Annotated in this window: 21 protein-coding genes; 16 read left to right on the top strand and 5 right to left on the bottom strand. The window is 59.3% G+C overall.

Annotation, left to right across the window (positions count from 1 at the left end):
* Window positions 1-60: 60 nt before the first annotated feature.
* Complete coding sequence (locus HTT03_RS04180; protein WP_174858605.1) at window positions 61-969, bottom strand: AAA family ATPase; 909 nt, start codon at window positions 967-969, stop codon at window positions 61-63.
* A gap of 182 nt (window positions 970-1,151) precedes the next feature.
* Here HTT03_RS04180 and HTT03_RS04185 point away from each other — a divergent pair, with 182 nt between their 5' ends.
* The 10 genes from HTT03_RS04185 to HTT03_RS04230 all read left to right on the top strand — a co-directional run bounded on the left by HTT03_RS04185 (window position 1,152) and on the right by HTT03_RS04230 (window position 12,087).
* A complete protein-coding gene (locus HTT03_RS04185) occupies window positions 1,152-2,171 on the top strand; it encodes a glycosyltransferase family 2 protein (protein ID WP_174858980.1) in 1,020 nt (339 codons plus the stop codon).
* Complete coding sequence (locus HTT03_RS04190; protein ID WP_174858606.1) at window positions 2,168-2,803, top strand: sulfotransferase; 636 nt, start codon at window positions 2,168-2,170, stop codon at window positions 2,801-2,803. The genes HTT03_RS04185 and HTT03_RS04190 overlap by 4 nt, the downstream gene beginning before the upstream one ends.
* Window positions 2,803-5,145: a glycosyltransferase family 2 protein gene (locus HTT03_RS04195; protein WP_174858981.1), complete on the top strand. Its 2,343-nt coding sequence runs from the start codon at window positions 2,803-2,805 to the stop codon at window positions 5,143-5,145. The genes HTT03_RS04190 and HTT03_RS04195 overlap by 1 nt, the downstream gene beginning before the upstream one ends.
* A 3-nt stretch (window positions 5,146-5,148) precedes the next feature.
* Entirely contained in the window at window positions 5,149-5,844 is a 696-nt protein-coding gene (locus tag HTT03_RS04200; protein WP_174858607.1) for an FkbM family methyltransferase, read from the top strand.
* Between the two features lie 4 nt (window positions 5,845-5,848).
* A complete protein-coding gene (locus tag HTT03_RS04205) occupies window positions 5,849-6,904 on the top strand; it encodes a glycosyltransferase family 2 protein (protein ID WP_174858608.1) in 1,056 nt (351 codons plus the stop codon).
* Between the two features lie 149 nt (window positions 6,905-7,053).
* Window positions 7,054-8,013: a phosphoadenosine phosphosulfate reductase gene (locus HTT03_RS04210; protein WP_174858609.1), complete on the top strand. Its 960-nt coding sequence runs from the start codon at window positions 7,054-7,056 to the stop codon at window positions 8,011-8,013.
* A 47-nt stretch (window positions 8,014-8,060) separates the two neighbouring features.
* Window positions 8,061-9,092 (top strand): dihydroorotase, encoded by a 1,032-nt coding sequence (gene pyrC / locus HTT03_RS04215; protein ID WP_174858610.1) that lies wholly within the window; start codon window positions 8,061-8,063, stop codon window positions 9,090-9,092.
* A 55-nt stretch (window positions 9,093-9,147) separates the two neighbouring features.
* Window positions 9,148-9,825 carry an orotate phosphoribosyltransferase gene (locus HTT03_RS04220; protein ID WP_174858611.1) on the top strand — a complete coding sequence of 226 codons (678 nt, stop codon included), beginning with the start codon at window positions 9,148-9,150 and terminating at the stop codon, window positions 9,823-9,825.
* Between the two features lie 151 nt (window positions 9,826-9,976).
* Window positions 9,977-11,476, top strand: coding sequence for a replicative DNA helicase (locus HTT03_RS04225; RefSeq protein ID WP_174858612.1), 1,500 nt, complete (start codon window positions 9,977-9,979; stop codon window positions 11,474-11,476).
* 155 nt (window positions 11,477-11,631) lie between these two features.
* Window positions 11,632-12,087 (top strand): DsrE family protein, encoded by a 456-nt coding sequence (locus tag HTT03_RS04230; RefSeq protein ID WP_174858613.1) that lies wholly within the window; start codon window positions 11,632-11,634, stop codon window positions 12,085-12,087.
* Window positions 12,088-12,125: 38 nt separating this feature from the next.
* On the opposite strand, the gene HTT03_RS04235 is transcribed toward HTT03_RS04230, so the two are convergent.
* Window positions 12,126-13,448 (bottom strand): alpha/beta hydrolase family protein, encoded by a 1,323-nt coding sequence (locus HTT03_RS04235; protein WP_246253341.1) that lies wholly within the window; start codon window positions 13,446-13,448, stop codon window positions 12,126-12,128.
* Window positions 13,449-13,540: 92 nt separating this feature from the next.
* Window positions 13,541-14,266, bottom strand: a complete 726-nt coding sequence (locus tag HTT03_RS04240; protein WP_343035686.1) for a sterol desaturase family protein — start codon at window positions 14,264-14,266, stop codon at window positions 13,541-13,543.
* 122 nt (window positions 14,267-14,388) lie between these two features.
* Between HTT03_RS04240 and alr the strand changes: the two genes are divergently transcribed.
* The 5 genes from alr to purF all read left to right on the top strand — a co-directional run bounded on the left by alr (window position 14,389) and on the right by purF (window position 20,341).
* On the top strand, window positions 14,389-15,432 hold the full coding sequence (alr, locus tag HTT03_RS04245) for an alanine racemase (RefSeq protein WP_174858614.1): 1,044 nt from the start codon (window positions 14,389-14,391) through the stop codon (window positions 15,430-15,432).
* A gap of 255 nt (window positions 15,433-15,687) precedes the next feature.
* Window positions 15,688-16,500 carry a DNA repair protein gene (locus HTT03_RS04250; RefSeq protein ID WP_174858615.1) on the top strand — a complete coding sequence of 271 codons (813 nt, stop codon included), beginning with the start codon at window positions 15,688-15,690 and terminating at the stop codon, window positions 16,498-16,500.
* A gap of 108 nt (window positions 16,501-16,608) precedes the next feature.
* Complete coding sequence (gene radA / locus HTT03_RS04255; RefSeq protein ID WP_174858616.1) at window positions 16,609-17,976, top strand: DNA repair protein RadA; 1,368 nt, start codon at window positions 16,609-16,611, stop codon at window positions 17,974-17,976.
* A gap of 27 nt (window positions 17,977-18,003) precedes the next feature.
* Window positions 18,004-18,558 (top strand): CvpA family protein, encoded by a 555-nt coding sequence (locus tag HTT03_RS04260; protein WP_174858617.1) that lies wholly within the window; start codon window positions 18,004-18,006, stop codon window positions 18,556-18,558.
* A 298-nt stretch (window positions 18,559-18,856) separates the two neighbouring features.
* The gene (gene purF / locus HTT03_RS04265; RefSeq protein WP_174858984.1) at window positions 18,857-20,341 is read left to right on the top strand and encodes an amidophosphoribosyltransferase; all 1,485 of its coding nucleotides are present in this window, start codon (window positions 18,857-18,859) and stop codon (window positions 20,339-20,341) included.
* Window positions 20,342-20,419: 78 nt separating this feature from the next.
* On the opposite strand, the gene HTT03_RS04270 is transcribed toward purF, so the two are convergent.
* The gene (locus HTT03_RS04270; RefSeq protein ID WP_174858618.1) at window positions 20,420-20,653 is read right to left on the bottom strand and encodes a hypothetical protein; all 234 of its coding nucleotides are present in this window, start codon (window positions 20,651-20,653) and stop codon (window positions 20,420-20,422) included.
* Between the two features lie 141 nt (window positions 20,654-20,794).
* On the opposite strand from HTT03_RS04270, the gene infC reads away from it, so the two are divergent.
* The gene (gene infC / locus HTT03_RS04275) at window positions 20,795-21,400 is read left to right on the top strand and encodes a translation initiation factor IF-3 (protein WP_174858619.1); all 606 of its coding nucleotides are present in this window, start codon (window positions 20,795-20,797) and stop codon (window positions 21,398-21,400) included.
* A gap of 101 nt (window positions 21,401-21,501) precedes the next feature.
* Here infC and HTT03_RS04280 read toward each other — a convergent pair whose 3' ends face one another.
* Entirely contained in the window at window positions 21,502-23,607 is a 2,106-nt protein-coding gene (locus tag HTT03_RS04280) for an OmpA family protein (RefSeq protein WP_174858620.1), read from the bottom strand.
* Between the last annotated feature and the right edge of the window lie 119 nt (window positions 23,608-23,726).

A 23,726-nucleotide genomic window follows, 5' to 3' on the forward strand; every position in this document is an offset into this window, starting at 1 on the left:
ACAGAGCCGTCTGGAAGCGCTGCCCCCACCCCTCCCATGTTTCTTTTGCCAAAACGCGCATCATTGCGGCGGCAGTGCTGCGCGGGCCTGCGCGAGAATGCGGGCGGCCTCAGAGCTTTGCAATTTGGCGATGTCGTCTTGGTATTTCAGCACCGCACCGAGGGTATCGGCGATGACGTCAGGGCTGAGCGTTGTCACATCAAGCGCGAGGAGACATTTGGCCCAATCAATTGTTTCGGCAACGCCGGGTTTCTTGAACAGATCCTCCGTGCGCAATTGTTGAACAAACGCCACAACCTCGCGGCTCAGATCGGCAGCGGCTTCTGGCGCACGCGCTGACAGGATCGCCATTTCGCGCGCCGCATCTGGATAGTCGACCCAGTGATATAGACAACGGCGTTTGAGCGCATCATGCACTTCACGCGTTCGGTTAGATGTCAGAATGACAATCGGCGGCTCCGGCGCTTGGATGGTGCCAAGTTCGGGAATGGTCACCTGAAAATCGCTGAGCGCTTCCAGCAGGAAGGCCTCAAACGGTGCATCCGTGCGGTCGAGCTCGTCGATCAACAGCACCGGGGGGCCGGCAGGGTCTGGCCGCAGCGCTTGCAGTAGGGGGCGTTCAATGAGGTAGTCGTCGCTAAATAACTCATGCGTCAGCGCTTTGCGGTCGGCACCCCCGCCAGCCTCTGCGGTGCGAATGGCGACCATCTGCGCGGCAAAGTTCCATTCGTAGACGGCACTGGCCGCATCAAGCCCCTCATAGCATTGCAAGCGGATCAATCGGCGGTCCAACCCTGCTGCCAACGCCTTGGCGATCTCCGTTTTGCCCACGCCTGCTTCGCCCTCCAGAAACAAGGGCCGTCCGAGCTTCAGACTCAGAAACAGCACCACCCCAAGCGCACGGTCGCAGACATAGCCTTGGCTGTCGAGCAAGTCTTGCACGGCCTCGATGGTATCTAGGTTTTTCATAGACCTAGTGGTGCATTCCCACTGGACGCCGTCAAGGGCTTTGCACGCCACGCCGATTGACGTGAATTGGGCCTGATGCCATAGTCTTAACCAATAATTGACGGCCATCGGGGACAACAGCCGGGGCCACAGGGGCAGATATGGGCAGAGCAACATCTCCAGCAAACGGGGCGCGGTCTGACCTGCGCATCACCGCTGTGACCTGCGTGAAGAACGAAGGACCGTTTCTGTTGGAGTGGATCGCCTTTAACCGCGTCATCGGGGTGGGCGATTTTCTGTTCTACTCCAACGATTGCAGTGATGGCACGGATCACCTGCTCGATTGCTTGGAAGATCATGGGATCGTCACGCATCTGCCGAACCCGGCCTCCAACCGAAACTATCAGATGCAGGCGTTAAAGGACTCGCGCCGTCATGCTGTCGTCAAAGAGGCCGATTGGGTCTGGGTCGCGGATGTGGATGAGTTTTTGAACATCCATGTCGGGGATCACAGCATCCCTGCCCTCATTGCGGCTTGTGGCAATCCACAGGCCATCTCGCTGAACTTTCAGTTTTTTGCCAATGGGGGTGTGCAAGACTTTGTCGACACGCCCATTATTTCGCAATTTCTCTTTAGCCATAACCCCGACATCTGGGGGGCGGAAACGGCGATTGAGGTTAAGACACTGGTGCGACAGGATTTCCCGCTGGGGTATTACGGCGCGCACCGTCCTTTCCACGACGACAGCAAGAGCCAACCCCATTGGACCGACGCATCAGGTCGGCAGGTGCCGGTGCCCTTTCGCGCTGCGGCCAACAAGCGCCGGATCCGCGCTTTCCCAGCCCGCGGCGCGCGGCGTTTTGCAACGTTGAATCACTACGCGCTGCGGTCCTTGGATAGCTATCTGGTCAAGAACGACCGGGGCGATGTGAACCGTGCGCATCGCGCCTTTGACGACAATTATTGGCGGGATCGCAATGATGCTGCGTGGCGGGATGAGAGTATCCTGCGCTATCTGCCCGCTTTAAAAGCGGAAATGGCGCGGCTTGCGGCCCTGCCCGGCGTTGCTGATTTACATGCCCGTGCGGTACGCGCGCACCGGGCGAAATGCGATGCCCTGATGGCCGACCCTGGCTACCGCGAAATGCGCCAGCTGCTTCTGGCAACCAGCCCCTATTGCGCCGCTGAGGCCGCCTTGCGCGCAGAGATCGGTCTGACATGAGCGGCCCGCGTATTATCAATCTCGGCCTGCCCAAGACTGGCACCACCACGCTGACCGATGCGCTGCGCCATGCCGGGCTGCGGGTTGCAGATTGGCGGATCCGCAAAGGTCAAAGCCGCCGTGAGGACATTACCGGAGAGCATGTTGGACGCATCATCTATGCGGATTACTTTGCCAACGGCGATCCTTTGGCGCGGTTGAACGAGTTTGACGTTATCAATGAGATGAGCGCCGTGCGCCATGATCGCAGCCTTTGGCCACAGACCGATTTCGGTATCCTGAGCGCCATTCAGGCGCATCACCCAGAGGTGAAATTCCTGCTGTCGCACCGTGACCCCGCTAAGACCGCCAACAGCATGATGCGTTGGAACAATCTGGGCCGACGGCGCCTGCCTGCGGCGGACGTGCCGGGGCTGCCACGCGGCTTTGGCCGCAGCGAAGCAGAGCTTGCCCGTTGGATCGAAGCGCATTTCGCCTTCTGTCGGAAGGTCTTTCAGGGCTGCGAAAACTTTATGGAGTTTGACATCGAAGACCCCGATGCGCAGTCCCGTATCGCCGCCTATCTTGGTCTCGAATTGCCGTGGTGGGGTCAGAGCAACAGCGGCAAAATGCCATCGGCGGAGGCTGGGTGATGCGTCTTACCCTGCTGATCGGACCGTCGGAGAAAGGCGCGGCACGCCTGCGCAACATTTTGCAGCAGCAGCGTGACGCCTTGTTAAAACAGGGTGTTTGTGCCCCTGACTGGAACCATGTGCGCCTCTATACGGCCTGCGCATCACCAAAGGCCGTGGGTATGTTGCGCTACCGCCGAGGCTTGGACAGCCCGCTGATCGGCGCCACGCTGCGTGACGAATTCGCAGCATTGATCCCCCGCGATCTGAGTGAGACCCGCGCAGATCACGTGGTGCTGAGTGCTGCGCAACTGGGCAATCTGCTGTCAGACCCTGCGGAAATCAGGCGATTGCAAGCGCTGCTTACGCCCTATTTTGATAACATTCAGATTGTCGCGCATGTCGATGAACAGGCGCGGTTGCTGGCGGCGCATTATGATTACGCGGTGACTGAAGGACGCCGTCATTCGCTGGAGCAAGAACTGACGTTGGCCGAGAACGCGGACTGGTGGCAGGCGGCGTTGCAAGGCGGTGACGCGGACCCCGATTTCGGCCTGTTTCCAGACATACAGAACCCGCCGTTCTGGTTGGACTTTGCAGCCCTGCACCGCCATTGGGCGCAGGTCTTCGGGGAGGATAACGTAACCTTCAGACCGCTTAACCTTGACCATCTGACCTCAGAAAAAGGCGCGTCAGAGATTGCGGATATTCTAGGCCTTGATACGTCACTTGGCCCTGTAAAGCCGGGCCGCCTGATCGCCCCCCTGCCTGCGGCATGGCTGGCCAGAATGCGGCAGTTCAACGCGGTCCTGGTCCGCTACCTGCAAGCGCAGGACCTGTCTTGCCCGCGCAGCACCTGGAACCCGATGTTGCAAGCATTGCAGATCGACGGAAAGCCAACAGCACCGGGCAGCCTCACACCGGTGTCCGAGCGGTTTTCGCACGACAATCAATCACTTGCCACCAAATTTCCCGCCCTGCGCGAGGCGCTTACACCGGATGCACCCTTACCGAATTGGGTTGAGCCGGACCCCGAGTTTGGCTTTCGCGCCACGCAATATCTCACCGCTTTCGCGCATCGTATCCGTGCGACCTCTACCCCGCTGAGCGAGAAACGCGCTGATGTTGCTGAACTCGAACGCTCGGCTGCAAAGTTTGAAACGATGCTCTCATTGTCGCCACAACACCCTGACCCTGCGCGGCTGCTCAATCGGATCAAAGTGAACCATGAGATGATCCTGCGCGGCCCCTTCAGGCCGCATAATGCCGCGACCGTTGAGGGCGAAGATCAGCCTGCCTCCCCCTTTACCCCAGTGCCCCCCCGCAGCCTCCCATCCGGGAGCAGTGGAAATGTCATCGTCGGCTGTATGAAAAACGAAGCGCCCTATATTCTTGAATGGGTCGCCTATCACCGTAGCATCGGCTTCGACAATTTCCTGATCTACACCAACGACTGCACCGACGGGACGGATGCGTTGCTATCGCATTTGCAGGCTTTGGGGATCGTGGAGCATCGCACCAACGACAACTGGAAAGGCAACTCGCCGCAGCAGCACGCGTTGAACCGGTCGCTCAAAGAGCCGCTTATCCGCAATGCCGAATGGATCGCGCATATTGATGTGGATGAGTTCGTCAACATTCGCACCGGCAATGGCACGCTCAACGATTTCTTCGCCGCTGTGCCGGATGCCACAAATGTCGCGATGACATGGCGGCTGTTTGGCCATAACGGCGTGACGCGGCACACTGATGCGCCGGTCATCGCGCAATTCGACCACGCAGCCCCCAGCTTTTGCCCCAAGCCGCATACCGTATGGGGCTACAAAACCCTGTTCCGCAATATCGGCGCCTATGGCAAGATTTCCTGCCACCGGCCTAACAGGTTGGACGAGGCTGCAACAGCACGCGTCAAATGGGTCAACGGCTCGGGGCGGGACATGACCAAAGACGCACTGCACAACGGGTGGCGGTCGTCTAAAAACACCATCGGCTATGATCTCTTGCAGCTGAACCACTACGCGCTGCGCTCGGCTGATTCATTCCTGATCAAGCGCCAGCGCGGGCGCGCGTTGCATGTGGATCGCTCAATCGGGCTGAATTATTGGATCCGCATGGATTGGAACGACCACCGCGATGTGTCGATCCAACGCAACCTGCCGCGTCTGCGGGCCGAGATGGACAGATTGCTGGCCGACGACAAACTGCGCAGCCTACATAACGCGGGTGTGGCATGGCACCGCGCGAAGGCCGACGAGCTACATAAAACGCCGGAGTTCAGCGATCTCTACCGAAAGGCTCTGGCCACCCAGCTGACCGCAAGCGAACGTGTGGCCTATGCGCTGGCCCTTGATATGGAAAGCTAAACGATGAGCGACAGCCCCCCGGCCAAAGACCAGAAATTCATCCGTTCACGCGGTATGAAATTCCCCGATGACCCCAGCATCCTGCGCGGCCGTTTGCGAAAAATGCTACGGCAAAACGATTACGAGACCAAGGAAACCCAAGCCGTCCTCCGAGTTGTGCGCGAAGGAGACCGGGTGATCGAATTGGGCGCTGGTGTGGGCTATATGTCCACGTTGGTGGCCAGCAAACGCAAGGTGGCCTCTGTCCATTCGTTCGAGGCCAATCCGAACCTCATCCCCTATATCCGCCGGGTCTATGCCGCCAATGGGTTGGACAACGCTGAGGTCACCAATGCAATCCTCGGCGCGCGAACAGGCCGCGTTGATTTTCATGTCCGCGCCGACATCCTGTCCTCTTCCATGACCCGTTTTGACGGCGAAGAGCCGCCCCAAACCCATCAGATCGACGTGCTTGATGCAGGCGCGGTATTTGCCGATCTAAAACCCAATGTCCTGATCTGCGATATCGAGGGCGCCGAGGTCGATCTGATCCCGGCCCTTGATTTGTCCGGGCTGCGCGCGGCGGTGATAGAATTGCACCCGCAATGGATCGGCCCCGAGGGGGTGAACAAGGTGTTCGCCGCTTTCATGTCCGCCGGTCTCGCCTATTACCACCGCGGCTCGCAGAACAAAGTCGTCAGCTTTCGGCGGGAATGGTAGCGGCGTGACCCATCTCGCGATCCTTTGCGTCCGCAATGAGGCCGCCTTTCTGTTGGAATGGCTCGCCCATCACCGTGCGATCGGGTTTGATCATTTCTTAGTGTTTTCCAACGACTGTAAGGATGGCACCGATCAGATGTTGGACCGGTTGCAGGACTTAGGCGGCCTCACCCATATCCGCAATGCTGGTCCCTATGATAAGGGCGGCATCCAGTTCACCGCGCTCAAGGCCGCCGCCAAACTGCCAGTGGTGCAGCAGGCCGATTGGATTTTACCGCTTGATGTCGATGAGTTCGTCAACATCCATTGCGGTGATCACAGCCTCGCAGCACTTCATAATGCCCTGCCCGACGCCACAGCGATCACATTGACATGGCGGCTTTTCGGCAATGCAGATCAGGTCCGTTATGAGGACCGCCCGGTGACCGAGATATTCACCCGCGCCGCCCCATCCGTCATGCATTGGCCATGGCGTGCGGCGATGTTCAAAACCCTCTACCGCAACGACGGCACCTACGCCAAACCCGGTGTTCACCGCCCCCGCGACCCGGATCTGACACGGCTCGACGCGGCCCACTGGTTCGACAGTCATGGGCGGCCACTGGGTGCGCAGTTCAAGACCCGGCGCATCTTTTCCAACTTCGGACGCGACAACTATGGGCTGGCGCAGATCAATCACTATCCCCTCGGCGCGATGGAGACCTATGTGCTCAAAGCAGACCGAGGCCGCGCCGTGCACAGCGAAGACATGCTGGGGTTGGACTATTGGGTCGAGCGCAACTTCAACACCGATAGTGATACGACGATCACCGCCACAGCCGAGGAACGCAATGCAGCCTTGGCCGAACTCAAAGCCGATCCCCGGTTGGCCAAGCTTCACGCACAGGCCGTTAAATGGCGCCGCGCCCGCTTTGACGCTCTCATGCAACGCGAACCCTTTCGCGCTCTTTTTGGCCGCTTGCTGATGACCCCGCCCAGCCGGCCAGTCACCGAAAACGCCGCACGGTTTATGATCCGACATGCCAATCTGGCCCGGCAATCCGACGCAGAAAACAGCTAAATCGCTGCATCTCCCGCAGGCCAGAGCCACAGTCTACGTCACATTCTCTTCAATTTCGCACGGATTTTCCGTATTTCTGCCCTATTATCCGATTAGACCGAGCAGAATAGGCGGGGTCTCCTCCGTCATAGCATAGTCGAGGATGCCAGATGCCGCGTGAGACACCTACAATTGAAAGCTCATTGGCCGATCTGCCAAAGCGCAAATGGCTGCGTGCAGTGGAAGCAGTGGCCGAAGAAGATGGCTATTTCGAATCTCTGGGACAAAGCCATTTTTCCGCGTTTATCGAACGCGAAACCACCCTCCTCGTCACATTTGAAACCTATCAAGGCATGCATGCGCTTTCGGACAAAGCGCAGCCCTTGGGCTGGGACATGGTGCGCAACCACGATTGGTCGCATCTGTGTCTGGCCAGCGATGGCGACACTTGGTTCCGCGCTGAAGAAGTCTATGCCTATTTCGACCGGCTGATCGACGATGGCTTCTTTGATGAATTCGAGCAGGTCTTGTTCTACGGCGCTGGCCCCTGCGCCTATGCTGCCGCTGCCTATTCGGTCGCGGCCCCCGGTGCTGCGGTCGTGCTCATTCAACCGCAGGCCACGCTCGATCCGCGCATCACCGAGTGGGATGACCGCTTTGTCGACATGCGCATTCACGATTTCACGTCCCGCTATGGCTTTGCGCCTGATATGCTCGACGCCGCCGAGCGGGCGTTCGTACTCTACGACCCGAATGAGACGCTCGACGCCATGCACGCCGCGCTCTTCACCCGCCCCAACGTGTTAAAGCTGCGCATGCCGCGCATGGGCGATGCGTTGCAGACCGATTTACTAGAGCTTGATCAACTCGACCCGCTCTTACAGGCTGCGGCAGATGGCACATTGGACGCCGCGCGCTTTGCCGCGCTCTACCGCGCGCGCCGCGACTACCTGCCCTATCTGCGCAACGTGGCCCATGCACTCAACAGCAATGGGCGCGAACGGCTGCTGGAAGCACTCTATGCCAATGTCACCGCACGCATGAACGCCCCCCGCTTTGCCCGACGGTTGGAACGCATCCGCGCCCGCCGCGCCGCCCGCGCAGAAGAGACCCGCACGGCCGCCGGATAAGGTTTTCAATCTGGCGTGCGGCAACGCACTGTGCTAGCCCCGCGCCCATGACACAAAGCCTCACGATCCGCCGTCCCGACGACTGGCACCTGCACCTGCGCGACGGCGACATGCTGCGCGCTGTGCTGCCGCATAGCGCCCGCGACTTCGCCCGCGCCATCATCATGCCGAACCTTGTGCCTCCGGTGGTGACCGGTGCCCAAGCCGCCGCCTACCGCGACCGGATCATGGCTGCCCTCCCCGAAGGTGCCGATTTCACCCCGCTGATGACCCTCTACCTGACTGAGGATACGGACCCCGACGACGTCGCCCGCGCCCATGCCGACGGCTTGATCCACGCCGTCAAACTCTACCCCGCCGGGGCCACGACAAACTCCGCCAGCGGCGTGTCGAACTTCGATAAAGTCGCCCCCGTGCTGGACCGTATGGCCGAGATCGGCCTGCCGCTTTGCACCCACGGCGAAGTCACCGACAATGAGATCGACATCTTCGACCGCGAAGCCGTGTTCATCGACCGCGTGCTCGACCCGATCCGCCGCGCCCACCCCGCGCTGCGCGTCATCATGGAGCATATCACCACCGCCGAGGCCGCCGATTACGTGCGCAGCAACGACAGCGGTCTCGCCGCCACGATCACCACGCACCACCTCGTAATCAACCGCAACCACATCCTCGCCGGCGGCATCCGCCCGCATTACTACTGCCTGCCGGTCGCCAAGCGCGAGACCCACCGCCGCGCCCTGCGCCAAGCGGCCACCTCTGGCGACGCGCGCTTCTTCCTTGGCACTGACAGCGCGCCCCATACCGATGGCGCCAAACTGCAACCCTGCGGCTGCGCCGGCTGCTTCACCGCGCCCAACACAATGTCGATCCTCGCCCATGTCTTCGAAGAAGACGACGCGCTCGACAATCTCGAAGCCTTCACCTCGCTTAACGGCCCTGCCTTCTACGGCCTGCCGCCAAACGAGACGCGCATCACCCTGCGTCGCGAATCCCCTCAGCATCCCAGCAGCATCGACACTCCCGACGGCCCGGTCACGGTCTTCGATCCCGGTTTCGATCTGCAGTGGACCTCTTAATCTTCATCCTTTCTTAAATACCGATCCGACCTCTCCCTAGCCAAGGACGCCAGCCATGATCCCCACCAGCCACCCCAGCCCCGAAGAAATGGCCCGCCTCGCCGCGCGCATGCTGCTGGAGATCGGCGCGGTGCATTTTAACGCGGATGAGCCCTTCACGCTGGCCTCAGGTCTGCCTTCCCCGACCTATATCGACTGCCGCAAGTTGATCTCTCACCCGCGTATCCGTTCGACGCTAATGGATTTCCTCACCGTCACCGTGATGCGCAACGCGGGCTTCGAGGCGTTCGACAACATCGCGGGCGGCGAGACCGCAGGCATCCCCTTCGCCGCGATGGTGGCCGAGCGTATGGCCCTGCCCATGACCTATGTGCGCAAAAAGCCCAAAGGCTATGGCCGCAATGCGCGGATCGAAGGCGAGATGACCGAAGGCCAGCGTGTCCTGCTGGTCGAAGACCTGACCACCGACGGCGGCTCGAAGCTCAGCTTTGTCGACGCGATTCGGGAAACCGGCGCCACCTGCGCGCATACCGCCGTGATCTTCCACTACGGCATTTTCCTGCAGACAGAAAAGACCCTTGGTGACCATGGCGTTAGCCTGCACGCGCTCTGCACCTGGTGGGATGTTCTGGCCGAGGCCCGCAGCCAGAACGCCTTTGACGCGGCCACGCTAGCGGAAGTCGAAGCCTTCCTCAACGCCCCCCGCGAGTGGCAAGAATCCCGCAAAAAGTAAGCCTTTTTGCGCCAGATGTTGACGCAGGCGCCCAGCACAATGCAAGATGTGGTGGGCGCTGACAATTCGTCACATATCCACAGAAACATACAATTTGCGCCGCATTGCCCCAGTGGCTAAGACGATCCTCTGGGTAGATATGGGTGAGGCCATGAACGAGATTACATCGCTGAACGCGAACCAATTGGCTGTGCAGGCCCCGGAAACGATGCCCCATTCGATTGAGGCTGAACAACAGTTGTTGGGCGCGATTCTAACCAACAATGACGTCTATGACCGCGTCGCCTCCGTGATCGGTCCTAAACATTTCTATGAGCCGGTTCACGCCCGCATCTTTGACATCGCCGCCCAGCGGATTGCCAAGAACAATCTTGCTTCGCCGGTCACCCTCAAAGCCTTCATGGAAGACGATGAGGGGCTCAAGGAACTCGGCGGCCCAGCTTATCTTGCTCGCCTTGCAGGGGCCGCGATCAGCGCCTTTGCCGTGCGCGACTATGCGCAGATGATCTATGACCTCGCCGTGCGCCGCGACCTGATCCAACTGGGCCGGGATATCGCGTCCAAGGCGGCGCAGGTCGATGTCTCTTCCGAGCCACGCGAGCAGATCGTTGAAGCCGAACAGGAACTTTATAAACTGGCCGAACAGGGTCAGGTCGAGAGCGGCTTTCAGTCCTTCCTTAAGGCCGTAACCGACGCCGTTAACGTGGCCAACGCCGCCTATCAACGTGACGGTGGCCTGTCGGGCGTCTCCACAGGGTTGATTGACATGGATAAGAAACTGGGCGGTCTACACCGCTCTGACCTTCTGATCCTTGCGGGCCGCCCCTCTATGGGTAAAACCTCGCTTGCCACCAACATCGCTTTCAACGTGGCCAAAGCCTATAAGCGCGGGATCAAGCCTGATGGCACCGAAGGCGCGATTGATGGTGGGGTTGTGGGTTTTTACAGCCTTGAAATGAGCGCGGAACAGCTTGCCGCGCGTATCCTCTCGGAAGCAGCTGAGATTCCCAGCCAGCAGATCCGATCCGGTGACATGACCGAAGCCGAGTTCCGCCGTTTTGTCGATGCCGCCAAGGCGCTGGAAGCCTGCCCGCTCTTCATCGATGACACCCCCGCCCTGCCGATCAGCCAACTGGCCGCCCGCGCGCGGCGGCTTAAGCGGACGCATGGGCTTGATGTGTTGATCATTGACTACCTTCAGCTGGTGCGTGGCACGGGCAAGTCCGAAAACCGCGTAAACGAAATTTCCGAGATCACCATGGGCCTCAAGGCCATCGCCAAGGAACTCGACATTCCGGTGATCGCCCTGTCGCAGCTCTCGCGTCAGGTGGAAAGCCGGGAAGATAAACGTCCACAGTTGTCGGACCTGCGTGAATCCGGCTCGATCGAGCAGGACGCGGATGTCGTAATGTTCGTTTACCGCGAAGAGTACTACAAAGAGCGTGAAAAACCCGGCGATCACGAACTTGATAAAATGGCGGCATGGCAGGAAGAGATGGAGCGCCTGCACGGTCGCGCTGAGGTGGTGATTGGCAAGCAGCGTCACGGCCCAATTGGCACGGTTGACCTCAGCTTTGAGGGCAAGTTTACCCGCTTTGGCAACCTTGTGCAGCCATGGCAACAGGGCGGCGGCGACGATCAGGAGTTCTGATCCGCCCGGGCCTCCCGCAACTCCCAACAATCGCGATCCACGCATAAATTCGCATTTGTGAATAAAAGGTTTGGATCGCGCCATTGCCTTGCTACTCTGGCAAGGCCAGCCGGGCGTCACGCGCCCGCGCCTGCAACCAACTTGGGAGGAACCATATGATCAATATCATCCGCGCAATGTGCTTATTGCTGGCCACCAGCCTCGCCTTTGCCGTTCAGGCCGAAGAGACCGAGCGCTATGGCAAGCAGAAGGTTGTCTATCATATCAATTATGAAGGCGGCGACGGGTCCAAGAAACACCTAGGCGCCATGCGCAATATCCAAAACCACATCAACGCCGTTGGTGCTGAAAACATCAATGTCAAAGTCGTGCTGCACGGCAATGGTCTGAGCCTGCTGGCGGATGCCAAGGGAAACGATAAGATGCAGACTTCCGTGTCGTCCCTTAAGGGTCAGAACGTGAGTTTCCACGTCTGCAACAACACCCTCAAAGGGCGCAAGATCAGCTACGAAAGCGATCTTTATGACGTTTGGGAGGAGGACATCGTGCCTTCCGGTGTGGCCGAACTCTCGCGGTTGCAGCAGATGGGCTATACCTACATCAAGCCCTGAATTGCATCGCCCGGGGCTGACCCCGGGCGACCGGCTGACTACTCGCCCGCCTTGCGCAGTTCATACATCAGCCCCTTGGCCGTCCCTTCGGGGAAACCTTTCCAATAGCTGTGATCTTCTTTTTCGGTACCGTCCTCGTCCACCGACCAGACGCCCGCGTTCGAGTCTTCCACCAGATCGAAATAGTCGGCTTTCTCCGCCTCACCCTTAAGGTAATGATCCAGCCAAGCGGTGACGAAATGCTGCGCGATATTGTTCATGCGCGCCGTGTCCCAGACCGCATCGGTATAGTGATCTGAGATGTTGAAACCCTTTTCCTCGTTAAAGTAATAGGCCTCTTTGGGCGCGGGCATTGGCGCGCCGGCGTTGTGACCGGCGTTCATATAAGTCAACAAGCCGCGGTCGACGTTCGAGGTGTTCTCCCAAATCGCCCGCACACCGTCCTCATAGAGCGATACATCGTCCTGCGACCCGGCAATAAAGAGCATCGGGATTTGCACCCCGGCCAGCCCTTCGGCGTCCCAAAAGCCACGGTTCATTCCCCAAGGCCCGAATGCCACGGCGGTCTTGATGCGCGGGTCGGGTAAGGTGTTGTGGCTATCAGAACCTGCCTGATGGATGCCCAGCGTCCCATGTGGCGCGCCCCACGCATAGCCTACGGACGTTTCCGTCACCCCGCCCCCGGCGGTGATAATGGCGCCGTAGCCACCCATGGAGTAGCCGATCAGGCCGGTGTTCTCGGCGTCATAGAGCCCGGCAAAAGCGCCACCCTCGGCGCTTTTCTGCGCCATCTGCTCCAACACGAACAGTTGGTCGAGGGAGCGGTTCACCAGTGTCGAGCCAAAGGCGGCCTGCGTGCGATAGGTGCTGTCGGTATGGTCGATGGAGGCGACGACATAACCCTTCGACGCCAGATTTTCAGCCAGATGCGACAGCAGATAGCGGTTGCCGGGGTAGCCATGGCTGATCAGCACCAGTGGAAAGGTCTCCCCCGTCGCGGGGACGGCGTCGCGCATGGCTTGACCTTCGAGCGTGACCTCCGTCGTCCCGTCGCGCAGATAGGCTTTGAACGCAGTCTCGCCCTCTGCGCCCTCATCGGCAGGGTAATAGACCTCCACCTTCAGAGGGCGGTCATAGCGCGGCATCTCAGCGGGTTTGTCAGCGGCTGGGTCGATTGCAAGGATGTCGATCTGATCAGGATTGGTCATGTCCAAACTGCGCACACCAACCGCATAATCGCCATAGGCCGCCAGTTCCGGCGCATTCGGCAGTTGCGTATCAATCCGATTTTCCGCTCCTGCAGCACCGGCCACAAGGCCGAGCGCCATCGCCCCGGCGGTTTTTCCTATATGTTTCTGCATGGCTGATCCTCTCCCTCTCCTGATGGAGACAGCCTAGTCCTGCGCACTCATCGCGCAAGCATGCTGCGCGTGACGTTACGGCACTTGGCGGGTCAGCTTCGTGCCGCGCGGGCGATCTCGGCAGCGCTCAACTCGTACTTGGGCGCGAACCTATGTCGTGCGGCCACAAGTCGGGGATCGTCGGGCTGAAGGCCTAAGGTGCGGATAAAGGCGATGCGCTGTTGTTGTTTCAACGCTTCTGTGTCGATATCGGTCCCCATCGCGCGATCTATGATTTGCCCACCGGGGCTGACGTGAAACCATTTGTTGAAGTCGCGAAAGTGGTGCTGGTTGTGCAGTCGGGTGACGTGGCGCTCCAGCGCCGTTTTCGGCAGGTTGAGGTGCGCTGTCATATGGAACCATTCGTAGCTTAGAAAGGTCAGCACCCCGCCCACCGGCACAACTGCAGTGGCGATCCAAACCGCGGTCTCTGCCCCCAGGAGCGTCATCACACCCCACACCAGCAGAAAATTCCCGACGAGCATCGGCAGGGCCACCCAGACTGGGACAAAGAACAGCCCGTGGTTGGTGGGGAAATCATGATGCCCGTAATGCGCGCGGTAGAGCAGATCGAAAGCCCATTGTCGCTTCGGCGGGTGCAAGTGAAAGACATAGCGATGCAGGTTATATTCATTAAGCATCTGCGCCACGACCCCGAGCGGCACCAGCGCCCAGCACCAGACCGGCGCATGCAACAGCATCGCGACGACACCTACGGCACAAGCCAGCGCCATCAATGCCACCCCGGCATGGCCAAACATAATTTTGATACGCGTCACACCACCGCCCCTCCCGGCTAGGTGTCTCAACTGTATCAAAACTGGGACGCTCCTGTCGCGCTTGACGTGGCGTTGATCAGTGCCTCTTGACCTTAGGCAGCGCGCCGCCCAAACCATCGGCCATGAGCACCGCGACCCTGACAATCGACCTCACCGCCCTCGCCGACAACTGGCGCGCGCTTGATAGAAAAACACAGTGCGAGACTGGCGCTGTGGTAAAGGCTGATGGCTACGGTCTGGGGGCCGCTCAGGTCGGCAAGACGCTGGCGAAGGCCGGGGCGCGCAAGTTCTTTGTCGCACAGGCCGAAGAAGGGCTGGCCCTGCGCGACGCGCTTGGCCCCGGCCCGGAGATTAACGTATTTTCTGGCCATATGGCCGGTGATGCAGAGGTGATCCGTGGCGCGGCGTTGACCCCGATGATCAATTCCACCGATCAACTCCTGCGCCAGATGGAGGCCCTGCCCGGCCACCCCTTTGGCATTCAGTTGGACAGTGGGATGAACCGGTTGGGGATGGAGCCTGCGGAATGGGCGGCGCTGCGCGATATCGTTTTGGCCCAACGGCCAACTCTCGTGATGTCGCATCTTGCCTGTTCGGACGCGCCAGAGCATCCCACCAATGCCGCGCAGTTAAAGTGCTTCCAAGACATGACCCACGGTATCGACGCGCCGCGCTCGCTGTCGGCCACCGGGGGGATCTTGCTCGGCGCGGACTATCATTTTGACGTGACCCGCCCCGGAATTGGTCTTTATGGCGGTCGGCCCTTTAAGGACGCACGGCCCGTGGTCACACTGGACATTCCGGTAATCCAGACTCGCGAATTGGCGGCTGGCGAATGTGTGGGCTACGGTGACAGTTGGACCGCGCAGGGGCCGACTGTGGTGGCGACCGTCTCAGGCGGCTATGCGGACGGATTGCTGCGCGCCATCGGCAAGACGCCGGGTCGGGCTGGCTTTTATCACGAAGGACAGCGCTTGCCGATTTTGGGACGTGTCTCGATGGATCTGATCACTGTCGATGTAACCGCACTGAGCGAGGTGCCAGACACGCTGCGCCTGATTGGTGAAGCGCAAGGCGTCGATGATTTGGCTGATTGGGCTGACACGATTGGCTATGAAATACTGACATCGCTCAGCGCCCGCTACGCTCGATACTATCAGGGGTAAGCGCGGCCCGCATTTCGCGCACAGGCAGAATTAGCGGTGCAGTGCAACCCTGTCAACTAAAGTCCTTACGCGATTTTTCACCGATCACGACAGAGTGAAAAACCTAAATATTTCATTTACGGCCAGACACTTACGCAAGCGCACTCAGTTTGTGCAGCGATTTTTCGCGCATTTATGTTAGGATAGGCGGGAACAAAGCGAGTCAAATGGGGTTTTCTCGGCAGAAACTCGCTTATCTTCCAGGGGGGAGAATGAATGACCCAGCTTCGTGATTTTACGCATATCGTACAATATATTTTCCAACGAATTGCCCTCGCCTTATTTCTAATTGCGGCGGTGGCCTTAACTTTCGCCAGCGCAATGGCTGCGTTTGGCCTGTGGAATTGGATCAGCCTGCCACTTGAATACAACGGCGCAGTTGTCGAAAACGCCGGCATGTATGCCCAACTGGCACTGACCGCTCTGGCCATTGGCCTTTGCTTTTTCCTACCCACCAACCGCCGCGTGATGCAGTTGGAGAATTCGCACCGTCAATTCGCTGTCGGCATGCAGGATGTGGCGCGGGCCTATGCGGCTGTTCATGCGGCAGACCGGGCCGAGAATTTTCAGCTCAGCTCTGAGTTTGACTCGGTGCGCGAGCGTCTCGCCTATCTGCGGGACCACCCTGATCTGAGCACGCTTGAGCCTGCGGTGCTTGAGATGGCCGCTCAGATGAGCCATGTGGCTCGTGATTTAGCGGAAGTCTACTCGGACGATAAAATCGCCCGCGCCCGCAGTTTCCTCAAACAGCGTCAGGAAGAAGTTGAACTGTTCAACGACCGCCTTGATCAAGCCAAAGCCATTTCTACTGAAATGAAACATTGGCTGCACGAAGTCGAACTCGAAGAAAGCGTTGCTATCGCCCAGCTTGAGCGTCTGCGTGATGAGATGCAGGAGATCATGCCGGAACTTGGTATGGAGCGCGTCGTTCCTACGGACGACAAAGCCCCCACGGCAACGCCGTTTAAGGCCGATCCGACCACGTTGGATAACATCGTGATCGATCTGCCCCCGAAAGCCGCAGAGTAAGTCCCGCGGCTGTAGCCCGACCGTTGGCGTTCCACCCCCTGGAACCAAAGCGCCAACGGCCGGGCGTTTTCCCTTTGACGCTGCTCAAACCCTGCGCGACAAGGGCCTATGGCAAAATCCTCCTCAAGTTTTTCGTGCACCGAATGTGGTGCCAAACATTCCAAGTGGTCCGGGCGCTGTGACGCCTGCGGCGCTTGGAATTCCATCGTTGAAGACAAGGGCATTTCCTCTGGCCCGCCCAGCAAATCGCTTGGGGCAAGACGCGGCTCTAGTATTGAGTTGACCGATCTTGCAACACAGGAAACCCCGCCCCCCCGCGCCCATTCCGGCATCGCCGAGCTAGATCGCGTATTGGGCGGCGGATTGGTCCCTTCCTCAGCCATTTTGGTGGGCGGTGATCCGGGTATCGGTAAGTCAACGCTGCTGCTACAGGCGGCCGCGCATTTCGCGCAATCCGGGCTTAAAACCATCTATGTCAGCGGCGAGGAAGCCAGCGCCCAAGTCCGCATGCGCGCGCAGCGTCTTGGGCTTGCCGACGCCCCGGTGAAACTGGCGGCGGAGACCAATCTGCGCGACATCCTAACCACACTCGAAGCAGAGCGGCCCCAATTGGCGATTATCGACTCTATCCAGACCATGTGGGCCGATAACGTCGAAAGCGCCCCCGGTTCGGTTAGTCAGGTGCGTGCGGCAGCGCATGAGCTGACCAGCTTTGCCAAACGGCGCGGTGTGGCGGTCATACTGGTCGGCCATGTCACCAAAGAAGGCCAGATCGCCGGTCCCCGTGTGGTTGAGCATATGGTCGACACGGTACTTTATTTCGAAGGCGAGCGCGGCCATCAGTTCCGCATCCTTCGCGCGGTTAAGAACCGTTTTGGCCCGGCGGATGAGATTGGCGTATTTGAAATGACCGGCGGTGGCTTGACTGAAGTGACCAACCCGTCAGCGCTGTTTCTGTCAGAGCGTGGCCAACCCTCGCCCGGCTCCGTGGTCTTTGCAGGCATCGAAGGCACCCGGCCTGTCTTGGTCGAACTCCAAGCATTGGTGGCCCCTTCCCCACATTCACAAGCCAGACGGACCGTGGTCGGCTGGGATTCGGGGCGGCTGGCGATGATTCTGGCCGTTTTGGAGGCGCGCTGTGGCATCCCCTTTGCCGGGCTTGACGTCTATCTAAACGTCGCCGGCGGTATGAAGATTTCCGAACCCGCCGCTGATTTGGCGGTGGCAGCCGCCATTCTATCCGCCCGCGAAGATGCCGCCTTGCCTGCCGAAACTGTGGTTTTCGGGGAAATAAGTCTTTCGGGTGCGCTGCGTCCTGCCAGCCAGACCGAAAACAGGTTGAAAGAGGCGCAAAAACTTGGTTTTACGAGCGCTATTGCACCGCGTGGCGGCAAAGCCGTTGGTGCGACCGGAATTGCGCTAAATACCATGAGCGATCTGACCGGTTTTGTTGGCGAAATCTTCGGGGCGGGCTGACCTCCCCAATATAAGGGCAAGACGCGCATGGACGGTTTTACCATTGTTGACGGAATTGTGGCGGTGGTCATCGTGCTTTCAGCGCTGCTGGCTTATGGCCGCGGGCTGGTGCGCGAGTTGATGGCCATTGTGGGCTGGATCGCAGCGGCGGTTCTTGCCTTTCTCTTCGCCCCGCAGGTGGAGCCTTTGGTGCGGGAGTTGCCCTATGTTGGTGAGTTCCTGGCCGATAGCTGCGAATTGTCCGTGATTGGCGCCTTCGCGCTGGTCTTTGCGACTGCATTGATCGTGGTCTCGCTCTTTACGCCGCTGTTTTCCTCGCTGGTGCATCGCTCGATGCTGGGCGGTGTCGATCAGGGCTTGGGCTTCATCTTTGGTGTGGTGCGCGGCGTGGTGCTCGTGGCGATTGCCTTCTTTGTCTATGACACGGTGATCACCGGCGAGCGTGCCGAGACTGTCGACAACAGCCGTTCCGCCGCTGTCTTCTCGCAGTTCACTGGCCAGATCGACGACCAAGACCCGCAAGAGGCGCTTGGCTGGATCACCAACCGCTACGAAGCTTTGGTTGGTAAGTGCAGCGCCTAAGCGCGTTAGCCATTCCTTAACCCCATGCATTTAATCAGGCGCCCCGTATTCGAGGGCGCCTGTGTCGTTCTATAGACCGAAAAACGGGATTTTATGCGTTCGGCACGGTGTCCACGCCGCTCATCATCCTGCGGGATGACGAAAACCTGCGAGAAACAAACAGGTCATCGCCTTGATGAACCTACAGTATTCGGCTTGAGCGTGACCGAGCGTCACATCCGGGGTGACAGGGGCGCGCGAAGCCCCTACATAGGCCGTGATCTCACCCGGAACCGGAGTTGCCCCGTTGTCCAAAATCATGCCACCCGCACATCCTTTCGACACATCCTATCTTCGCGACAACGATGATGAGGACAAACTAAAGGAGGAATGCGGTGTTTTCGGTGTCGTCGGCCTTGCCGATGCTGCCAATTTCGTAGCCCTCGGGCTGCACGCGCTCCAACACCGGGGGCAAGAAGCCGGCGGAATCGTGAGCTACGATCCGAAGGTTGGCTTTCAATCCGCCCGCCGGTTTGGCTATGTGCGGGACAATTTCACCTCGCAGGACGTGATGGAAACCCTGCCCGGCGAAATCGCCATTGGTCATGTGCGCTACTCCACCTCCGGCGACAGAGGCCCAACCGCGATCCGCGATGTGCAGCCGTTCTTTGGCGAATTTGCCATGGGGGGTGCAGCGATTGCGCATAACGGCAATATCACCAACGCCAACGCCCTGCGGCGTGAGTTGATCGAGCATGGCTCGATCTTTCAGTCTTCCTCGGACAGTGAATGCATCATCCATCTGATGGCCCGTTCCTTGCAGCGCAATATTCCTGAGCGGATGGAGGATGCGTTGCGCCGGGTTGAGGGCGCGTTTTCTGTTGTTGCCATGACCCGCACCAAGCTGATCGGTGTCCGCGACCCGCTTGGGGTGCGCCCGCTGGTGTTGGGCCGTGTTGGCGATGGTTGGGCGCTTAGCTCGGAGACCTGCGCACTTGATATCATCGGGGCGGAATTCGTCCGCGAAATCGAGCCCGGCGAAATGGTTGTCATCACGGAAAAGGGCGTCGAAAGCCATTTCCCCTTCCGCCGCGTCGCCTCGCGGTTCTGCATCTTTGAGCATGTGTATTTCAGCCGCCCCGACAGTATCTTGGGTGGTCGCTCGGTCTATGAAACGCGCGAGAATATTGGCCGCGAACTGGCCAAGGAAAGCCCGGTGGATGCCGATTTGGTCTGCCCCGTGCCGGACAGCGGCACCCCGGCGGCGATCGGCTACAGTCTGGAATCGGGCATCCCCTATGCGTTGGGCATTATCCGGAACCAATATATGGGCCGAACATTCATCGAGCCGACCGAGCAGATCCGGAACATGGGCGTGCGGCTCAAGCTCAACGTCAACCGGGCACTGATCAAGGGCAAGCGGGTGATCCTTGTGGACGACTCAGTGGTGCGCGGCACAACCTCGCGCAAGATCAAAGAGATGATTTTGGATGCTGGCGCTGCCGAAGTTCACTTCCGCATCGCCTCTCCGCCCACAGCTTGGCCCTGCTTTTATGGGGTCGATACGCCGCAGCGCGAGAAACTTCTTGCCGCTACGATGTCCGAAGAAGAGATGCGCGATCATCTACAGGTCGACAGTCTGAAGTTCATCACGCTGGATGGTCTCTATCGCGCCGTGGGCGAAGCCGAAGGCCGCAAGGCCAGTTGTCCGCAATATTGCGATGCTTGCTTCTCTGGCGAATATCCGGTGACGCCTGCGGATAAGGTCAAGGAAGGGTTTCAAATGAAACCCGCCGCTGAATAAACGTTCGCTGAACAAAAGGCCGCGTCTCCGAATGGAACGCGGCCTTTGACCTTTCCGGCGCTGCGATTACGCTCGCGTTTACTCGGTCACTTCCTGTGCCGCGTCATTTGCGCTTTCTGTGGCGCCATCTACCACGTCAGAAATCGCCTCCCCGGCCTTCTCGGCTGCGTCAGTCACCTCATCCGCCACCGCCGGCGCATTGATCGCATCGGATGCCTCTGTGGCCACTTCTTGCGGTCCCTTGCCGGTGAAAAGCATGTAGCCTCCAAGCGCAATCACCGCCGCGACGACCAACCAGACCAAATTCTTCATGTTATTCCCCTATTCACGTAGCCACGCGGCGCGAGATTACCCGCGTGTCTGTTCCTTCGTCAATTACGCCACAATCGCCCAACGGCAAGGGCAAAACCGCGCAAACCCCACCAAGAGCGTGATTTTGCGGCTTGAAGAACCATGCGCCCGGGTTTACCTTGCAATCTCGGAATAGGTAACAATCAAAGGACCATCACCATCGCTCGCAGACCTCATAACGCGCCGCCGCAACGCGACACCGGCCCGCGCGTCAACGAAAAGATCCGCTCAAACGAAATCCGCCTGATCGGTGCGGACGGTGAAAACGTCGGCGTTGTGACCCCCTCGCGCGCCATGGAAATGGCCGATGAAGCCGGGCTCGACTTGGTCGAAATCTCGCCCAACGCCAACCCGCCTGTCTGTAAGATCATGGATTTTGGCAAGTTCAAATACGAACAGCAAAAGCGTGAGAGCGAAGCCCGCAAAAAGCAAAAGATCATCGAAATTAAGGAAGTCAAATTCCGGCCGAATACCGATCAGGGTGATTACGATGTGAAAATGCGGAATGTTTTCAAGTTTCTTGATGGCGGCGACAAGGTGAAAATCACGCTGCGCTTCCGCGGCCGGGAAATGGCGCACCAGAACCTCGGTCGTGAGCTGTTGGAACGGGTTGCAGAAGACACCAAAGAGCATGGCCGGGTGGAGAACTTCCCGAAGATGGAAGGCCGCCAGATGGTCATGGTGATCGGCCCACTGCCGAATAAGTAACCGAACATTCGGTCGCCTGCTTTCGCCAGAGTCTTTGAGGAATACAAAAACGCCCCCGGAGATCTCCGGGGGCGTTTTGCGTTCACGTTGTCTTGTGCGGCTTACCGAAGCAGGCCGGTAATGTTACGCACAACAGCACGGCGGTTTGCTGGCTCCGGACCGTTTGTCGGCACCCGCAACTGGCTTTCACCATAGCCCTGCGTGACAAGGTTCGCTGGCGGTACGTCAAAGTACTCGGTCAGTGCCAGAGCAACGGTTTCCGCACGGCGGTCCGACAGCGCCAAGTTGTAGCTCGCATCACCCACTGCATCGGTATGTCCTTCGACGAGAATAACCGTGCGCGGGTCTTTCTGGATCATGTCACGCAGCGTGGCACCAATGTTGGCCAGTGCTTTTGCTTGCTCAGGCTGGATTGCAGCCGACCCGGTTGGGAAGCGCACTGCGTCCAGTTCCAACTGGGGTGCAAGAGACCGCACCTCTTGGATTTCACGCACCTGACGCAGCGAGAACGTGCGACCTTGGTCTGACCGCTGTTGAGCCTGCAACGCACGCCGCAGTGCTTCTTCGTCCTGCTGGCTGGCAACAACGGTCCGCTGCGTTTCCTGTACTTTGGGCAGTTCCGAGACGATGACCTCTTGCTCATCAACGAGATCGTCAACCAAGACATATTCGCGACCCTGCGCATCAAAATTGGTTCGACGCAGAACCGAGCCATCGCGGGCGCGAATGGTTTCAATGCGGCTGCCGTCGGCTTTCGTCACGATCGTACGGGTCGAACCGTCGTCGAATGTCTGCGTTTGCACTTGGTCGCCGGGGCGACGGATAAGCGCGTTATCGTCTTTCAGCACGCGCAGTTCGCCATCTGGATCCTGAACCACAACACGGTCGCCCGTGCGGCTCACGATCTTCTCACCATTGTTCAGCACAGAGCCTACGGCAACAGCGCCCAGACCCAAAAGCAGGGCCTTTTCGAAGTCCGACATGCCGCTGTCGCTGTCATTCGCTTGCGGCGCGGCTTCACCGGCTGCGGTCACTTTGGTGTCGAAGTCCTCGTCCGAGCTGCGCACGTCTTCTTCGGTGACTTTTTCTGTCACCACTTCGGCCTCCGCACCCGTTTCTTCCGCAGCGGCGGCGGCGGCGGCAGCAGCGGCTTCACGTTCGGCCCGACGTTGCGCGCGGCGCTCTTCACGACGCTGCTCACGACGCTCTTCACGGGCCTGCAACTGTTCGTCGGTCAGGGCAGCTTCGGCTTCTGCATCAGCCTCACCGTCCGCTACAGTGGCGGTGTTCTCCACTGGCGCTTCGGATTCAGTGGCTGTTTCGGCCTCAGCAGCCGTGTCGCCTTCTCCAGCGGTTTCGGCTTCACTAACGGTGTTAGCCTCACTCGCAGTGTCAGTCTCGACAGCGGTGTTGGCCTCAGCAGCAGTGTCTGCTTCAATAGCTGTATCGGCATCAACAGCAGTATCGGCCTCAGCAGAGGCTTCTGCCTCAGTTTCCGTACCAGTCTCATTCAGGGGCGTTGCGGCTTCGTCCTCGGAGATCTCCTGAGCGTCGCTATCCGCGGCCTCGTTCATGGTTTCGTCGTCAGCGGTCGCCGTGTCAGCCGCAACAGCATCGCCTTCCGGCGCATCGGTCATGACCGGCGCGTCAGCGGTATCGCTGTCACCCTCGGCTCCATCAGCAGGCGCGACTTCCTCAACGGTCTCGACGGGCGCGTCGGCATTTGTCTCTGCCTCTGCTTCAGCGCCGTCGGTGGAAACGGTTGCGTTGACATCAGCTTCAGCCTCGGTCGCTTCCTCAACCACCTGTGCTGTTTCATCCGCAACATCATCTGCCGCGTCGGCCGCATCAGAACCGGCTTCCGCGGCTTCCTCTGCCGCCTCGTCCGCCATATCTTCCACAGCGTCTGTCGCATCGTCGGCAGCGTCAGCCGCGTCGTCGATCACTTCGTCTGCTTCCGCGTCTGCCGTTTCTACGTCAGCCCCTTCAGCTTCGGCATCCGCCTCTACATTTGCGCTCAGATCTGCCGCGATCCGAAGTTCTTCCGCTGTTTCTACGGTCTGATCCTCAAAAGCGCAGGGAAATTCACTTGCCTCACCAACAGGACCGCAGGCCGGCACGTCTTGCTGCTGTGCAAAAGCGCCTTGCGGAAAGGCGAGCGCAAGGCTCAACCCTAAAGAAGTTGTTGATTTGAGAAGATTTTTCATTCTTACGTCCTCATTATTACGGGAACGCCGTTCGGGCAGCGCTTGTCACCTAACGCATAATGAGCATGGAGGTTCCGCTATCCAATATCACAGCGTTACCCCATAAAAATACCGCGCCC

The sequence above is a fragment of the Sulfitobacter maritimus genome (assembly GCF_013346665.1).
GTDB classification, from domain to species: domain Bacteria; phylum Pseudomonadota; class Alphaproteobacteria; order Rhodobacterales; family Rhodobacteraceae; genus Sulfitobacter; species Sulfitobacter maritimus.

Coding starts and splice junctions, on each gene's coding strand:
- HTT03_RS04180 (WP_174858605.1), bottom strand. CDS start 969: ATGAAAAACCTAGATACCATCGAGGCCGTGCAAGACTTGCTCGACAGC.
- HTT03_RS04190 (WP_174858606.1), top strand. CDS start 2,168: ATGAGCGGCCCGCGTATTATCAATCTCGGCCTGCCCAAGACTGGCACC.
- HTT03_RS04195 (WP_174858981.1), top strand. CDS start 2,803: ATGCGTCTTACCCTGCTGATCGGACCGTCGGAGAAAGGCGCGGCACGC.
- HTT03_RS04200 (WP_174858607.1), top strand. CDS start 5,149: ATGAGCGACAGCCCCCCGGCCAAAGACCAGAAATTCATCCGTTCACGC.
- HTT03_RS04210 (WP_174858609.1), top strand. CDS start 7,054: ATGCCGCGTGAGACACCTACAATTGAAAGCTCATTGGCCGATCTGCCA.
- pyrC (WP_174858610.1), top strand. CDS start 8,061: ATGACACAAAGCCTCACGATCCGCCGTCCCGACGACTGGCACCTGCAC.
- HTT03_RS04220 (WP_174858611.1), top strand. CDS start 9,148: ATGATCCCCACCAGCCACCCCAGCCCCGAAGAAATGGCCCGCCTCGCC.
- HTT03_RS04225 (WP_174858612.1), top strand. CDS start 9,977: ATGAACGAGATTACATCGCTGAACGCGAACCAATTGGCTGTGCAGGCC.
- HTT03_RS04230 (WP_174858613.1), top strand. CDS start 11,632: ATGATCAATATCATCCGCGCAATGTGCTTATTGCTGGCCACCAGCCTC.
- HTT03_RS04235 (WP_246253341.1), bottom strand. CDS start 13,448: ATGCAGAAACATATAGGAAAAACCGCCGGGGCGATGGCGCTCGGCCTT.
- alr (WP_174858614.1), top strand. CDS start 14,389: ATGAGCACCGCGACCCTGACAATCGACCTCACCGCCCTCGCCGACAAC.
- HTT03_RS04250 (WP_174858615.1), top strand. CDS start 15,688: ATGACCCAGCTTCGTGATTTTACGCATATCGTACAATATATTTTCCAA.
- radA (WP_174858616.1), top strand. CDS start 16,609: ATGGCAAAATCCTCCTCAAGTTTTTCGTGCACCGAATGTGGTGCCAAA.
- HTT03_RS04260 (WP_174858617.1), top strand. CDS start 18,004: ATGGACGGTTTTACCATTGTTGACGGAATTGTGGCGGTGGTCATCGTG.
- purF (WP_174858984.1), top strand. CDS start 18,857: ATGCCACCCGCACATCCTTTCGACACATCCTATCTTCGCGACAACGAT.
- HTT03_RS04270 (WP_174858618.1), bottom strand. CDS start 20,653: ATGAAGAATTTGGTCTGGTTGGTCGTCGCGGCGGTGATTGCGCTTGGA.
- infC (WP_174858619.1), top strand. CDS start 20,795: ATGCGCCCGGGTTTACCTTGCAATCTCGGAATAGGTAACAATCAAAGG.
- HTT03_RS04280 (WP_174858620.1), bottom strand. CDS start 23,607: ATGAAAAATCTTCTCAAATCAACAACTTCTTTAGGGTTGAGCCTTGCG.